Origin of the sequence: Kineosporia sp. NBRC 101731 (assembly GCF_030269305.1) — a bacterium.
Classification (GTDB): domain Bacteria; phylum Actinomycetota; class Actinomycetes; order Actinomycetales; family Kineosporiaceae; genus Kineosporia.
In genome coordinates this window covers 464,842-479,234 of record NZ_BSTC01000001.1, presented here as the reverse complement: position 1 = coordinate 479,234, position 14,393 = coordinate 464,842, and the positions used below count along the sequence as shown (strand labels likewise).

Annotated in this window: 12 protein-coding genes and 1 tRNA gene; 6 read left to right on the top strand and 7 right to left on the bottom strand. The window is 67.9% G+C overall.

Going from position 1 to position 14,393, the window contains the following annotated elements; translation table 11 throughout:
- Positions 1 to 263 precede the first annotated feature (263 nt).
- Positions 264 to 1,232 (bottom strand): quinone oxidoreductase family protein, encoded by a 969-nt coding sequence (locus tag QSK05_RS02010; RefSeq protein WP_285593268.1) that lies wholly within the window; start codon positions 1,230 to 1,232, stop codon positions 264 to 266.
- Positions 1,233 to 1,252: 20 nt separating this feature from the next.
- A complete protein-coding gene (locus QSK05_RS02005) occupies positions 1,253 to 2,332 on the bottom strand; it encodes an alkene reductase (protein ID WP_352300203.1) in 1,080 nt (359 codons plus the stop codon).
- Positions 2,333 to 2,463: 131 nt separating this feature from the next.
- Between QSK05_RS02005 and QSK05_RS02000 the strand changes: the two genes are divergently transcribed.
- Positions 2,464 to 3,063, top strand: coding sequence for a TetR/AcrR family transcriptional regulator (locus tag QSK05_RS02000; RefSeq protein WP_285593264.1), 600 nt, complete (start codon positions 2,464 to 2,466; stop codon positions 3,061 to 3,063).
- 626 nt (positions 3,064 to 3,689) lie between these two features.
- Here the strand turns inward: QSK05_RS02000 and QSK05_RS01995 are convergent.
- The 3 genes from QSK05_RS01995 to QSK05_RS01985 all read right to left on the bottom strand — a co-directional run bounded on the left by QSK05_RS01995 (position 3,690) and on the right by QSK05_RS01985 (position 6,636).
- Positions 3,690 to 3,762 (bottom strand) — tRNA-Arg (locus QSK05_RS01995).
- Positions 3,763 to 3,881: 119 nt separating this feature from the next.
- The gene (locus tag QSK05_RS01990; RefSeq protein ID WP_285593262.1) at positions 3,882 to 5,066 is read right to left on the bottom strand and encodes a hypothetical protein; all 1,185 of its coding nucleotides are present in this window, start codon (positions 5,064 to 5,066) and stop codon (positions 3,882 to 3,884) included.
- 163 nt (positions 5,067 to 5,229) lie between these two features.
- Positions 5,230 to 6,636, bottom strand: coding sequence for a cation:dicarboxylate symporter family transporter (locus QSK05_RS01985; RefSeq protein ID WP_285593260.1), 1,407 nt, complete (start codon positions 6,634 to 6,636; stop codon positions 5,230 to 5,232).
- 142 nt (positions 6,637 to 6,778) lie between these two features.
- Here QSK05_RS01985 and QSK05_RS01980 point away from each other — a divergent pair, with 142 nt between their 5' ends.
- From QSK05_RS01980 to QSK05_RS01970, 3 genes are all read left to right on the top strand, one after another.
- Entirely contained in the window at positions 6,779 to 8,446 is a 1,668-nt protein-coding gene (locus tag QSK05_RS01980) for a sensor histidine kinase (RefSeq protein ID WP_285593258.1), read from the top strand.
- Complete coding sequence (locus tag QSK05_RS01975; protein WP_285593256.1) at positions 8,443 to 9,141, top strand: response regulator; 699 nt, start codon at positions 8,443 to 8,445, stop codon at positions 9,139 to 9,141. Before QSK05_RS01980 ends, QSK05_RS01975 begins: the two co-directional genes overlap by 4 nt.
- Before the next feature lie 294 nt (positions 9,142 to 9,435).
- Positions 9,436 to 9,840 (top strand): hypothetical protein, encoded by a 405-nt coding sequence (locus QSK05_RS01970; RefSeq protein WP_285593254.1) that lies wholly within the window; start codon positions 9,436 to 9,438, stop codon positions 9,838 to 9,840.
- A 64-nt stretch (positions 9,841 to 9,904) separates the two neighbouring features.
- On the opposite strand, the gene QSK05_RS01965 is transcribed toward QSK05_RS01970, so the two are convergent.
- Complete coding sequence (locus tag QSK05_RS01965) at positions 9,905 to 10,363, bottom strand: hypothetical protein (RefSeq protein WP_285593252.1); 459 nt, start codon at positions 10,361 to 10,363, stop codon at positions 9,905 to 9,907.
- A 152-nt stretch (positions 10,364 to 10,515) separates the two neighbouring features.
- Between QSK05_RS01965 and QSK05_RS01960 the strand changes: the two genes are divergently transcribed.
- Both QSK05_RS01960 and QSK05_RS01955 read left to right on the top strand, forming a co-directional pair.
- Complete coding sequence (locus QSK05_RS01960; RefSeq protein ID WP_502879725.1) at positions 10,516 to 10,884, top strand: MarR family winged helix-turn-helix transcriptional regulator; 369 nt, start codon at positions 10,516 to 10,518, stop codon at positions 10,882 to 10,884.
- The gene (locus QSK05_RS01955) at positions 10,881 to 12,275 is read left to right on the top strand and encodes an MFS transporter (protein WP_285593248.1); all 1,395 of its coding nucleotides are present in this window, start codon (positions 10,881 to 10,883) and stop codon (positions 12,273 to 12,275) included. Before QSK05_RS01960 ends, QSK05_RS01955 begins: the two co-directional genes overlap by 4 nt.
- Positions 12,276 to 12,416: 141 nt before the next feature.
- On the opposite strand, the gene QSK05_RS01950 is transcribed toward QSK05_RS01955, so the two are convergent.
- Positions 12,417 to 13,961, bottom strand: a complete 1,545-nt coding sequence (locus QSK05_RS01950) for a cation:proton antiporter (RefSeq protein WP_285593246.1) — start codon at positions 13,959 to 13,961, stop codon at positions 12,417 to 12,419.
- Positions 13,962 to 14,393 lie beyond the last annotated feature (432 nt).

The window sequence follows — 14,393 nt, the reverse complement described above, 5'->3', positions numbered from 1 at the left end:
CCATCCACCTCCTTCGGCACCGGAATGCGTACGTACACGAAGGGTATTCGGTTCACACACGATCGGGGGCGGAGTGGTGTTCCTTCTCCTCGGCGCCGCCGCCCAGGCAGCCGGGGCCGCCGGGCGCATTCCAGCTGTGGCTGGGCTCTTCATGGTGATTCTGGGGATTTTCGTCGCCTTCTGAGCGCCTGCCCCTTCTTCACATTCGTGATCATGCAGAACCTCCCCGGGGAGGTTCTGCATGATCACGAACAAGAAGGTGCCTAGGGAACGAGGGTCACCCGGCCGAAGGAGGCCCGGCTCTCGATGTAGCGGTGGGCCTCGGCTGCCTCGGACAGCGCGAACGTACGGTCCAGAACGACTTTCAGCTCACCCGCGGCGATCCGGGCGATCAGGCGCTCGATCACGCCGCGCACCCGCTCAGCCTCGAACGGCCTTGCCCCGCCCAGGAAAACGCCGTTGAGTGTGGCGTTCTTGGCCATCAGGCCGTCCAGCCGGGGCCGTTCCGGGTCGCGAGCCACGTTGCCGATCCAGCTGATCCGCCCGCGGAAGGCCAGGGAGGCGACACTGATCTCGAGGGTGCGGCCGCCGACCGGGTCGAGCACCAGGTCGACACCACGACCGTCGGTGAGACTCTTGATCTTCGCGACCACGTCGTCCGTACGGTAGTTGATGCCGTGGTCGAGGCCGTACTCCTTCAGGCGCGCCAGCTTGTCGTCGCTGCCGGCCGTCCCGATGACCGCGGCTCCGGCCGCCTTGGCCAGCTGCACGGCGGCCAGGCCCACGCCGCTGCCGGCGGCCTGGATCAGCACGGTCTCCCCGGCCTGCAGCCGGCCGACGCCGAAGAGGCAGTCGTCGGCGGTGGCGAACTCGACCGGGATGGCCGAGGCGATCTTCGGGTCCATGTCGTCGGGCACGATGAAGACGTTGCCCGCCGACGTCGCGACCAGCTCGGCGTGGGAGCCGGAATTGACCATGGCGACGGCCTTCTGGCCTTCCTTCACGGTGGTCACCTCCGATCCGACGGCGATGATGGTGCCCGCGGCCTGGTAACCCCCGACGTGCGGGGTGGCCGGCAGCGGGCTCAGCTGCCGGTGCAGCAGGTCACCGCCCTGCACACCCACGGCCTCGACCCGCAGCAGCACCCCGTCCGGGGTGGGGGTGGGGTCCGGGACGTCTTCGTAACGCAGGACCTCGGGGCCCCCGTTCTCGTAGTACACAGCGGCTTTCATGGTGGTTCCTTTGCGGTGGATCAGCTCTGGGCGAGGGTGGGGTAGTCGGTGTAGCCGTGCGCGCCGGGGGTGTAGAAGGTGCTCGGGTCCGGGGCGTTCTCACCGGTGTCCTGGCTCCAGCGGGCCACCAGGTCGGGGTTGGCGATCACGGCCCGGCCGACGGCGACGGCCTCGGCGAGCCCTTCCTCGAGGTGGGAGATCGCCTCCTGGCGCGTGGTGTTGACCGAGAAGCCGGTGTTGACGATGACCGGTGTCTGCACCACCTTGCGGAACTGCTGCACGAGTGCCCCGGCCGGGTCGATGTGCAGGATGTCGACGAAGGCGAGACCCAGCGGCGCCAGGCCCTCGGCCAGGGCGGTGTAGGTGGCGGAGAGGTCGTTGGAGTCGCTCTCCACGACGCCCTGGATGTTGTGCTCCGGCGAGATGCGCAGACCGGTGCGCTCGGCACCGATGGCAGCCGCGACCGCGGTGAGGATCTCGATGGGAAGCCGGGCGCGGTTGGCCGGGGAGCCGCCGTACTCGTCGGTGCGGAGGTTCGAGGTCGGGCCGAGGAACTGGTGCACGAGATAGCCGTTGGCGCTGTGGATCTCGACACCGTCCAGACCCGCCTCGATGGCGTTGCGGGCCGCGGTGACGAACCCGTCGACGATGCCCTGGATCTCGTCCCGGGTCAGGGCGGTCGGCACCGGCAGCTCGGCCTTGGCCCCGCCGGTGATCCGGATCTCTCCCGGCGCGGCCACCGCACTGGGCGCGACCGTGCGACCGGTGCCGGTGATCGCGGGGTGCGAGATGCGCCCACCGTGCATGATCTGCATGACGATGGAGCCGCCGTCCGCGTGCACGGCGTCGGCCACCCGGCGCCAGCCCGCGATCTGCTCGGCAGTCTCGATGCCGGGCTGCCCGAGCCAGGTACGCCCCTCCAGGATCGGGAAGGTGCCCTCGGTGATGATCAGGCCGAGGGACGCGCGCTGGCGGTAGTACTCGACGTGCAGATCGGTCGGCACCCCGTCGTCCTGGGTGCGCTGGCGCGTCAGCGGCGCCATCACCAGGCGGTTACGCAGCTCCAGCGCGCCCAGGGTGACCGGGGTGAACAGCTTCACGGATTCCGACGTCACGGTCTCTTCCTTGCTCTGGTTTCTCGGGACGCGACCTCATCGGCACGTCAGTACTTCAGGGACTCTAACCCGAAGTGGTACCGAGTAGCAGGTTGGTACCAGGTACGCTGCTGCTTGTGAGTGAGACGTCGGAAAAGCGCTCCCTGCGAGACCGGACCCGGCTGGCCATGCGCGACGAGGTCAGCACCATCGCCACGCGCCTGTTCGCCGAGCAGGGCTGCACCAACACCACGGTCGAGCAGATCGCCGCCGAGGCCGGGCTGTCCCGCACCACGTTCTTCCGCTACTTCGGCACCAAGGAAGACGTGGTGCTCACCTGGATCGCCGATCTCGGCCCCCAGTTGGCCGAGGCCTTCTCCGCCCGTCCCACCACGGAACCGCCGTGGCATTCGCTACGCCGCTCGTTCGACGTCCTGCTCCAGATCAACGCCGACGCCCCGCAGAAGTCTCTGGACTTCGAGCGGATGCTCGAGGCCAACCCGACGATGCGCACGCGACGCCGGGAGAAGCAGCACGAGTGGGAGAAACTGCTGCGTCCCGTGGTCGCCGCCCGGCTACCCGGAGAGGTGCCGGCCGACCAGGACCCCCGCCCCCGCGCCCTGGTCGCCTCGGCCGTGGAGTGCTGGAACGCCGCCCTCGACACCTGGCGCACGTGCGACGGGGCAGTTTCCCGCGAAGTGCTGCTCGACCGGGCCATGGACACGTTGCCGGGGTAAGAAGTTCCATGGCACACCGACCCGCTACGGTCGGCACAACCAGACTGGGGAAGATCCGTGCGCTGTGACCGCACGAATGTTCCCCGATGTCCTTGCGACTCGAGCCCCGCCCCACCTCCTGCGTCCGCACGCGCCTGTGCGGAGCACAGACCTGGACCACGCTGGGACTGCGGGGTTGATGGGGAGTCAGGACGTGGTATCAGAAGGTGAGCCGCGAGATATGGGTGATTGGCTCGGCTTGGCTCCCTGCGCTTCACCGATAGGCGAGCAGCACGTGTTCCCACTGCTCCGTAGGGCAACGCGGGTGATCCGCCGGGCTGAGCCCGGCGGTTGCGACCGCGAAGCCGGCGCCTTGATGCACTCAGAGATCGATCCGAGGCCATCGACTCAAGCGCTCTGCGACAGGGCCTCAATCGCTGACCGTCCGTCTCGCGCGGATCCTTCGCCACAAGCCGCAGGACTGTCGACGTCACGGGTAAGCGCCCTAACTCCCGGTGGAAGCTAGCTGGTCGGTCAGAGGTGCACCTCGAAAGCTGTGGGTGCTCTGCCCAGCACCGCCCAACGAAAACGACCCCGATCAATGCGTTTCCGCAGATCAGGGCCGTTCTCGTCGCTGTCTCAACGAGTGCGCCCGAAGGGATTCGAACCCCTAACCTTCTGATCCGTAGTCAGATGCTCTATCCGTTGAGCTACGGGCGCTTGCTCCCTGGGGAGCGGTATCTACCTTAGCGGTTCTTCGACTGAAGTACGAAATCGGTTAACGGCCTGGCCGCGCGACCACCTGATCCATCCCCATTCGTCACCCTCCGTGGCGAATCTCAGCACGCCCAGCCGTCCCCGTTCGAGTCCAGGCGGTAGATGTCCTCCCCCACCACGCGCGCCCGCCGGCTCAGGAAGGCCGGGCCGTCGCCGCCGCTGCCCTCGCAGTCCACGTCCATGGCGATGGGCACGCAGGCCCGGGCGTAGTTCGGGTCGCACTCCCGGTCGGTCCGGTCCGGCTTCGACTCGTCCTCGTCCCCTCGTCCACTGCTCGTCCAGTCGGGACGATGGGTGAGGCCGGTGCCCGAGGACGGGGTCCGGTCGCCCCGGTTCGCCCTCGGCTTCTGCGCCGTGGCGGTGGTGGTGGGGTTCTTGTCCGGCGTCTTCTTCCCGGGCTTCTGATCGGTCCGGGACGCGCTGGGTGCGGTCGTCGCGCTCACTCCCGCCTTGAGCTTGCCCTCGCCGGTCTTGGTGGTGGCCCGGGTGTCGTCGGACATGCTCACCAGGCCGTGTGGACCCTTCTGGCCGGTCAGCAACGGCGGGTCGGCCAGCGTCACCTGCTCGTCCAGTGGGTTCACGGCCTCCAGCACCCCGCGACCCAGCCCTAAGCCACCCAGTCCGATCAGCACGACCATGGGCACCATCAGGGCCTTCCTGGTGTACCAGGGCAGCCTCGGGGAGCAGTGCGCTCCCATGGCGGGCTCGCGGAAGCGGCCCGGGGCGTCGGCGACGTGGGCGGGGCCGCGGCGGAACGAGCGGTCGGCCGGGTCGAGGTCGAGGTGCGGCACGTCCTGGCCGGGAAAACCGTAGAAGCGGTCCAGCCAGTCCGACGGGTCGCTGGGGCCAGAGGTCACGTAGGACGAGGCGGCCCAGGTCAGCGAGCCGAGGTCCTGTTCGGGCAGGTAGCCGTCATCGGAGAAACCCGAGGCCTGGACCTCGCGTAGCCACTCCGAGCGTTCGGCCCACCGCGAGGGATCGACCGGGACGTCGAGCCCGACCGATGCGTCCAGGTCGGATCGGGCCCACCCCCGTGGGACCCGAGCCGGGGCGACCTCGTCCGCATCGGACGGACCCCAACCGGACCCACCCGAGTCGTGATCGGCGTCCTCCATCTGGTCCTCGACGAAGTACTGCCACCCGAACGGCGGGGTGGGCCACTGCGGATCGGGCTGCCACCGTCGCGGCGGAACCCAGCCGTCGGGTGGGGTCGGCCAGCCTGGTGGCGAGTTGAATTGGCGTCCCATACTCAGCACGGTACGAACCAGACAAGCCGGACGCTCCACTGCAATCCAAAGAACAGCCCTTCACCCCGGGCTCAACTGGACCGTTTGGCCCATGCGTCACACGAGTGCCCCAAGAGGAAGGACCGGGGAGGTTTGACTCCCCGGCCCCTCGATGCGGAAGACCTCAGACGGCGACCCGGTCCGGCCGGTCGTTCGCCGAAATATCTACGGCAGAGGTATTTTCGCCACCGTGGACCGACGGGGTGCCGTGGTCGTCCACGAGAGACTGCTCGTTGAAAGGATTCTCACCGCGGAAGGTACGCAGCGCGGTCTCCTTGTCGAACTCACCGACCCAGTGACCGATGATGACCGTGGCCACGGCGTTACCGGCGAAGTTGGTGACGGCGCGGGCCTCGGACATGAACCGGTCGATGCCCACGATCAGGCCGACCCCGTCGACCAGGTCGGGGCGGTGTGACTGCAGACCGCCGGCGAGTGTCGCGATGCCGGCGCCGGTGACGCCCGCGGCGCCCTTCGAGGCGATGATCATGAAGCCCAGCAGGGCGAACTGCTCACCGATGCTCAGCGGGTCGCCCAGCGCTTCGGCGATGAACAGCGAGGCCATGGTCAGGTAGATGGCCGTGCCGTCCAGGTTGAACGAGTAGCCGGTGGGCACGGTGATGCCGACGACTGGCTTCGAGATCCCCAGGTGCTCCATCTTGGCAATGAGCCGCGGCAGGGCGGACTCGGACGACGAGGTGGAGACGATCAGCAGGAACTCGCGGCCCAGGTACTTCAGCAGCGAGAAGATGCTGATGCCGGTGGTGACCTTGAGCAGGGTGCCCAGGAAGAGGAACACGAAGATCGCACAGGTGATGTAGAAGGCGATCATGATGCGGGCCAGGCTGACCAGGGCGTCCGTACCGGTCGCGCCGACCACGGCGGCGATGGCTCCGAAGGCACCGACCGGCGCCAGCCACATGATCATGCTGAGGATCCGGAAGACGAGCTTCTGGACGACGCCCACGGCGTTCAGCACCGACTGACCGGCTGAGCCCATCTGCTGCACCGCGAAGCCCACGAGCAACGCCACGAGCAGGGTCTGGAGCACCTCACCCTCGGTCAGGGCCGAGACGATCGTGGTGGGGATGATGCCCAGGATGAAGTCGGTGGTCGACTCGGCCGCGGTGTCACCGGCGGCCTCGGCGCCGGAACCCTCCAGACCGCTCAGGTCGAGCCCGGAGCCCGGGTGCAGGAAGTTACCGACCACCAGGCCGACGAGCAGGGCGATGGTCGACATGGTCAGGAAGTAGGCGAGGGTCAGGCCACCCACCTTGCCGACCTTGGCCGCCTCGCGAATCGAGCCGACACCCAGAACGATCGTGCAGAAGATGATCGGCGAGATCATCATCTTGATCAGCGCCACGAAACCGGTGCCCAGCGGCTTGAGTTCCTTGCCGAGGTCCGGGAACACCAGGCCGACGATCGCGCCGGCCACCACGGCCGCGATCACGGCGATGTAGAGGAAGTGCGTGCGGTCCCGCTTGACGGGCGGTGGTTGCTGCGCGGTGGGTGCATGGGTGTCGGACATGGCCGCCTCCTGCGTCGTCGAATGAGGTGTCGTGCGCCGGCGCATCTGTGAACTGCGCCACTCAGGGCAGGTTGCCCGCCCATCCGGCGCTGGTCGCGCTTTCGTTCATTGAGTAACCGGCCGGGATCGGCAGACTGTGCCCATGGACCCCAGGCACTGGAGCGTGGCCCGGCAGGCTTTCGGCCTCGTCGTGGCCGCCGTCGTGCTGTTGGTCGGCACCACGGTGGTGGCCGCCTACGTCCAGACCCGCGATCGCGTCCGCGACGCCACGGCCCACGAGATGCTGGCCCTGGCGCGCACCATCGCCACCACCCCGAGCGTGACGTCCGCGCTGACCGGTGACGATCCGTCGGCCGAGCTCCAGCCCTACACCGAGCGACTCCGGCAGGCCACGAACACCGACTTCATCACGGTGATGACCCCCTCCGGCATCCGCTACACCCACACCAACCCGGAGCTGATCGGAAAGCCCTTCCTCGGCCACACCGAGCAGGCGCGCGCCGGGCAGGCCTTCACCGAGACCTACACCGGCACCCTCGGCCCCTCGGTGCGCGCGGTGGCACCGATCAAGAACGCCGGTGACCAGGTGATCGCCCTGGTCGCGGTCGGCGTCACGATCGACAACGTCGGCGAGCTGACCCAGCGACAGCTGCCCCCACTGTTCATCGTGGGCGGTCTGGTGCTGATCGCCGGGGCCGGCGCTGCCTACGGTCTCGGCTGGCGGCTCAAACAGCAGACGCTGGGCCTGGGCCAGGCCGAGCTGCGGCAGATGTTCGAGTTCTACGAGGGCGTGCTGCACGCCGTGCGCGAGGGCCTGCTCATCGTCGACACCGCCGGGCACCTGCAGCTCATGAACGACGAGGCCATGCGCCTGCTCCACCTCGACCAGACCGCGATCGGCCGGCGCCTGGCCGACCTCCCCCTACCCGAGAGCCTCAGCGCGAGTCTGAGCGAGACGATGAGCCGCGGCGACACCCAGGTCGACGAACTGCAGCTGACCCGCGAGGGTGTGCTCGTGGTCAGCCAGTCCCCCGCCCGGTGGAACGGCCGCATCCTCGGCAGCGTCGTCACCCTTCGCGACCATACCGACCTGGTGGCCCTGGCCGACGAACTCAGCCAGACCCGGAGCCTGACCGAGTCGCTGCGCTCCCAGGCGCACGAGTCGGCGAACCGGCTGCACTCGGTCATCACCATGATCGAACTGGGCGAGACCGACCGGGCCCTGGAGTTCGCCACCTCCGAGCTGGCCGACGTGCAGGAACTCACCGACCGGGTGATCGGGCAGGCCCAGGAACCCGTGGTGGCTGCTCTCCTGCTGGGCAAGGCGGCCGAGGCCACCGAACGCGGCATCCGGCTGGAGTTCCCCACCGACCTGGAGGTGCCCGACGGCGTCCTCCCTTCCCGCGATCTTCTCACCGTGCTCGGCAATCTGATCGACAACGCTTTCGAGGCAACCCTTTCCGACCCGACCACGCCGGCCGGCGAGCGTCGGGTCGCGGTGGCCGCGAACGTCCACCATTCATCCAGAATTGAGGACGACGCGGGCACCTCCGAACTGCGGCTACGGGTTTCCAACTCCGGGCCACCGGTGGCGGACCCGGAACGGATCTTCGAGCGCGGCTGGTCGACGAAGCAGGTGGACGAGGCCGGTGCCCGGTTCGGTCTGAACGGCACCGAGACCAGGTCGGGCCGCGGCCTCGGGCTCGCGCTGGTGCGCCAGGCGGTCGAGCGGAATGCCGGCACCATCTCGTTGTACCGCGACGATGCGCTCGGCGAAACAGTTTTCGAGGTAAGGCTGCCCCTGACATGAGTGACGCCCCGATCCGCACCCTGGTGGTGGAGGACGACGAACTCGCTGCCCGTGCCCACGCCGAGTACGTGCGCCGCCTGCCCCGGTTCTCCGTCGTCGGCGTGGCCCGCACCGGCGCCGCGGCCCTGCACGAGGTCACGCACCAGCGCGTCGATCTCGTGCTCCTGGACATGAATCTGCCCGACCTGCACGGCCTCGAGGTACATCGGATCATGCGGGCCCGGGGCGTGGATGCCGACGTCATCGCCGTCACCTCGGCCCGCGACCTGGCCATCGTGCGCGGTGCCGTGGCGAACGGCGTGGCCCAGTACCTGCTGAAACCCTTCACCTTCGCCACCCTGCGCGACCGCCTGACCAGCTACGCCGACTTCCGCGCCCAGGTCACCTCGGTCGCGGGCGACGAGATCGACCAACGCGAGGTAGATCGCATGCTCGGCGACCTGCGCGGCGGATCCTCGGAACAGCAACTCCCGAAGGGCATGAGCGCCGACTCCCTGGAACGCGTGATCGGCACCTTGCGCTCGAGCGACGGCGCCATCACCGCCATGGTGGCGGCGGAGGCTGTGGGTATGTCCCGCGTCGGGGTCCGCCGATATCTCGAGTATCTGGTCGAAACCGGCCTGGCCCATCGGGGTTCCCGTTACGGCGGGGCCGGGCGCCCGGAGATCGAGTACCGGTGGCGAGGAGCCCCGTGAATTCGTAGCGCAACCGACCATTTACTCTTAGTCGACAAGCTTGGCTATAGTCCCTCTAGATCAATGTATCTAGGGGGACTAGACTGTGACAGCGCCGATGAAGAGGCGGGCCGTTGAGCGCGCCTTGCGGGCCATTGGGTGCGAAGTACTACGCGAGGGCAGGAAGCACACGGTTTGGTTATGCGACTGCAGCGACAAACACCGAACGGCAGTTCCTCGGCACCGGCAGATCTCGCCAGGTGTGGTGGACAGCATCGAAGCCGATATCGCTTGTGGACCGAAGGGGTGGCTGGGATGACGAGCGCCGACATCACCGTCGAAGTGCATGCTCAGCGGCAGGGTAAATGGTGGGTTCTGCGCCTGGACGACGGCGGCACGACCCAGGTGAAGTCACTGGGCGATGTCGATGAGATGGTCACGGATTACGTATCCCTCATGCGAGGTGTCCCGGCCGAAAACATCCTGGTCTCGCTGGTGAGTATCGATCCCGGCCCCGGGATGGCTGCCAAGGTCAAGGAAGCCAAGCAGGCACGAGACGAAGCGGACCGCGCCCAGGAGGTCGCGGCTCGAGCCATACGGGATACCGCGAACGCGCTCAAGAACTCCGGACTTGCGGGGCTCGAAGTGGCTCGCGTGCTCGGGGTTTCTCCCCAACGAGTTTCGCAGTTGACGAGCAAGAAGACTTGGCGCCGCCACTGACACCCGTCCGGCCAGGCCATCGGTAACCCGGCCGGCCCGCCCGCTCTGCCGGGCCCAGCCCGGCTCATCCGGCGACAGCGCCCTCGTCCGGCTGCATCGGCAACCCCGCCAGCGTCGCCCGGGCTCGGGGCAGGGCCGACCACAGCCAGGGGGCCGAAATCACGACGATCAGGCCGCACAGGGTGGCGAGGGGTGGCCTGACGCTCGGGACGTCGATCGGGCCCTGATCGGCGAGCAGGAGCCCCCACCCCAGTACGACCTCGACCGGGGCCACGGCCACACCGAGGGCGACCACCGGGCGGCGCAGCGCCACGACCAGGATCACCACCGCGACCTCGATCGGGAGGAGCGCCACCAGGACCAGCTCGACGACCGGGGACGCCCACTCGTCCCCCTGGAGACGGGCGTTGACGAGGTCGCTGGCGTGGCCGATGGCGAAGACGCCGAAGATCGCGGCCCACAGGGCAATTCCTTGCCAGAGATCGTTCGGCAGAGCCCTGAGGCCGGCCAGGCGACTACGCATATCGGACATCTTTCCCGAACACCCGGCCGTTCCGGCAGTTGCTCAGGTAAAACTTGTCAGTCTGGACTGAACAACTTAGGGTCGAACTCGTGGAACCCGAGGAAGACACTGCCGCCCTGGCAGCCCAGGAGCTGATCGTCAGCTACAGCCGGATGCGGCGCCGGATCCGGGAGTTCGCCTCCGACCTGACGCCGTCGCAGACGTCGGTGCTCTCGCGCCTCTCCAAGGAGGGCGAATCGTCCCTGAGCCTGCTCGCGCAAGCCGAGCGCGTGCGTCCTCAATCCATGGCCGCCACGCTGAGTGCCCTGGACGAACGCGGGCTCATCGCCCGCCGGCCGGATCCCGACGACGGGCGACGGCAGCTCATCAACCTCTCCGGCACCGGCGAGAACTACGTGCGCGACTACCGGAAGGCCCGGGACGAGTGGCTCGCCCGGATGCTGCGCGAGCACGCCACCGAGGCCGAGATCGCCGATCTGCGCGAGGCCCTGCTCCTGATCGAGAGGATCACCCGGGTATGAGCGCAACCACGGTGACGAGAACCAGTTTCGACCGCACCCTGATAGCCCCACTGATCATCGGGGCAGTGCTCAACCCGATCAACTCCAGCATCATCGCGGTCGCCCTGATCCCGATCGGGCGGGCGCTGCACGCATCCCCTTCCGAGACGGCCTGGCTGGTCTCGTCCCTCTACCTGGCCACGGCGATCGGGCAGCCCGTGGTGGGTCGCCTGGTCGACATGTTCGGCCCCCGCAATCTCTATCTGGCCGGTGCTTTGTTCACCGCAATCGCCGGACTGATCGGCACTTTCGCCCCCAACCTGGGTTTTCTGGTGGTGGCCCGGGTGATTCTCGGGCTCGGCACCTGCGCCGGCTACCCGGCGGCGATGTACCTGATCCGCAGCGAGTCCCGGCGCACGGGGCAGGACAGTCCGGCAGGCATTCTCACCATGCTCTCGGTGGCCAGCCAGACCATCCTCGTGGTCGGTCCGACGCTGGGCGGACTGCTCATCGGGCTCGGTGGCTGGCGATCGACCTTCACACTCAACATCCCGCTCGGGCTGGCCTGTCTGGTGCTGGCCCTGCTGTACCTGCCGAAGAACGCACAACTGGACGAGAAGACCGACCATTCCCTCGACCTGCCCGGGATCGCGCTCTTCGCAGGCACTCTCATCGCCCTGCTGCTCTTCCTCATGGAGCCGGACACGAGCCTGCTGTATCTCCTGGTGATCGCCGCGGTCGCCGCCGTGGCCTTCGTGATCCGCGAGCGCCGCACCGGTGACCCGTTCGTCGACCTGCGGGTGCTGGCGGGCAATCGTCCCCTGGTCGTCACGTATCTGAGAAGCATGCTGGCAGCGTTGATCTCGTACTGTTTCCTGTACGGCTACACGCAGTGGCTGGAAGACGGGCGAGGGCTCTCGGCCTCGCAGACCGGGCTGGTGCTGCTGCCGCTGTTCGGGGTGGGCATCCTGGTCTCGACGTTGACCGGGCGCCGCGCCGAGATCCGGATGAAGCTCCTGGTCGGCGCGATCAGCCAGGTGGCGGTCTGTTTCCTGCTCCTGCTGCTGAACGATCACAGTCCGATCTGGCTTCTCCTGGTGATCACCGTTCTGCTCGGGGTGCCGCAGGGACTGGTGAACCTGGCCAACCAGAACGCCGTCTACCACCAGGCGGAACCGGCCCGGATCGCCTCGTCCGCCGGGCTGCTGCGCACCTTCGTCTATCTGGGTGCCATTCTCTCGTCCGTCGCTTCGGGTGCTCTGCTCGGCGACGCCGCCGGCAGCAGCGGGCTGCATCACCTGGCCGTCTTCATGATCGCCGTCGGCCTGCTCGGAACCGTCCTCGTCCTGCCCGACCGGTCGCTGGCCGCCGTCGGTACCACAACCGATCACCCCGATCAGCAGGAGCGGTAGTACCTCGCAGCACCCTGGACCATCACGTGGTGCTGCTCGAAGACGCGATGACCGGTCTCTACCCGGTGAACCACGACCACGCGCCGGCGAACAGCTCCCCCCGGCTCGATGAGATCACCACGACGGCTGGCTGATTCGGCTCTAAGCTCGCTCCGCGGCAGCCTGGCGCAGGTCGATGTCCTCAACGATCTCACGCATGACCGACTCGTCGAGATGCTCCGTCGCCATCGCGAAACCCACGGCGTCACGCTGCTTCTGGTAGTCCTCCGGAGTCCGCGGGCCGTCCGGGCCGACGGCGTCACGGACCAGTTCGCGGCCCCGTTCCTCGTTCCGGACGGTCTCGAGCTTCTCGGCCTCGACATCGAACTTCAGGGCCACGGCGACCTTCCGGATCGTCGTGCCCTGCACGAGCAGCGTCCCCAGGGTGACGATCAGGGCAATCGCCTGGATCGCGTCGCGGCCCGGGAACGGGGCCCCCGAGGTAGTGGTCTCCGGCACCGCGGCGGCCGCGGCCAGGGTCAGGATGCCGCGCATGCCGGTCCAGCCGACCAGCACGTTCTCCCGGAAACTGGTGGCCCCGAGGGGCAGAGCCTGACGTCTCTGCTCGAAGAGCTCGTTGCGCTGCTGCCGGCGCAGCCTCGCCCGCGGGTCGTTCTTCATGATCCACTCGGCCCAGCGCTCGGCGAGCGCCCGCCGCCCGAAAAGACCGAACACCCCGAGCATCCGGACCACGATGGCGACCACGAGCAGTACCCCGGCGGAGATCAGCGTGACGGTGAGTTCCTCGGCGTCGGCGAGGTCTTCCAGCACGAACTTCAGCTGGAGCCCGATGTACGCGAAGACGAAGTTCTCCAGCAGGAAATCGATCACCTTCCAGACCTGTTCCTCGGCCAGGCGGGTGCGATGGGCGCCGGGGTACTGGTGTTTCGGGTCGAACGTCAGGTTGGCGCTGACCATGAACGCGGCCGCCACGACGGCGAGGATGCCGGAGCCGTGCAGTTCCTCGGACACCAGGAACGCGGTGAACGGCACCAAGAGGACGAGCGCCACCTCCAGGGTCGGGTTGCCGAGGCGTTTGCGCAGCGAGAGGGTGCCGACCGCGAACACCAGGCCGACCACGAGACCGACGACGACGGTGAGGAGGAATGTCGCGAGTCCACCGCCGACCGACGTGCCCTGCCCGTTGACCGCCGCGATGGCCAGGCTGAACACGGTCAGCGCAGTGGCGTCGTTGACCAGGCTCTCGCCGGTCAGGATCTGGGTGGCACGCCGGGGCAGGCCGAGTTCCCGGCCGTGCGAGACGGTGGTGATGGTGTCGGGCGGGGCGAGTACGGCTCCGAGCACGAACGCCCCCGCCAGCCCGATCGAGGGCATCAGCCAGCTCGAGACCAGCCCCAGCACGCCGGTGGTGATCACGACCAGCACCACACCGAGGCTGACGATCGGCCCCAGGTTGGCCGCGAACCCGCTGACCGGCGTGGCCCGGGTCGCCGAGTACAACAGCGGCGGCACGACCAGCGCCAGGATCAGCTCGCTCTCCAGCTCCAGCCTCGGCACGCCGGGGATGAACGAGACCACGGCCGCGAGCACCACCACGACCATGCCGGGTTGCAGGCCACGCTTGCCGGCAATCGCGTACACCGCGATGCCCGCGCCCACGATCAGCAAGATCTCCACACCGCTCATGGGTGCCCAGGCTAGTGCGGTGGCCATCCTCCCGTTCGTGATCATGCCCCACTTCCCGGGGAATTGGGGGCACCTCCCGGCCGAAGGCGGGGGATTACATGACCACGAACCAGTGAGTGCCGGCGAACGTTCGTGGCCACCGCATGGGACAACGGCGACCGCGGGCGGCTCGGTTCCAGAGGCAGCGACGTTTCCGCACAACGTCTTTCCGGTTACACCGATGAAAACCGCGGGCGACGAAAATTTCCGGAAAGGGTCCAGTTATCCACCGACGCCCCAGATCCTGGGCTCCTGGCCCAGTCTGGACCCGTTCGGCATGCCTGCCGGGCACTGTCGCGTTCATTCTTGTAGTTCCTTATCCACAGGTTTCTGCACAGGCTGGGGACAATGCCAGCTTCATCGATGACATCGAAATACCGCTCTTTCGTTGAG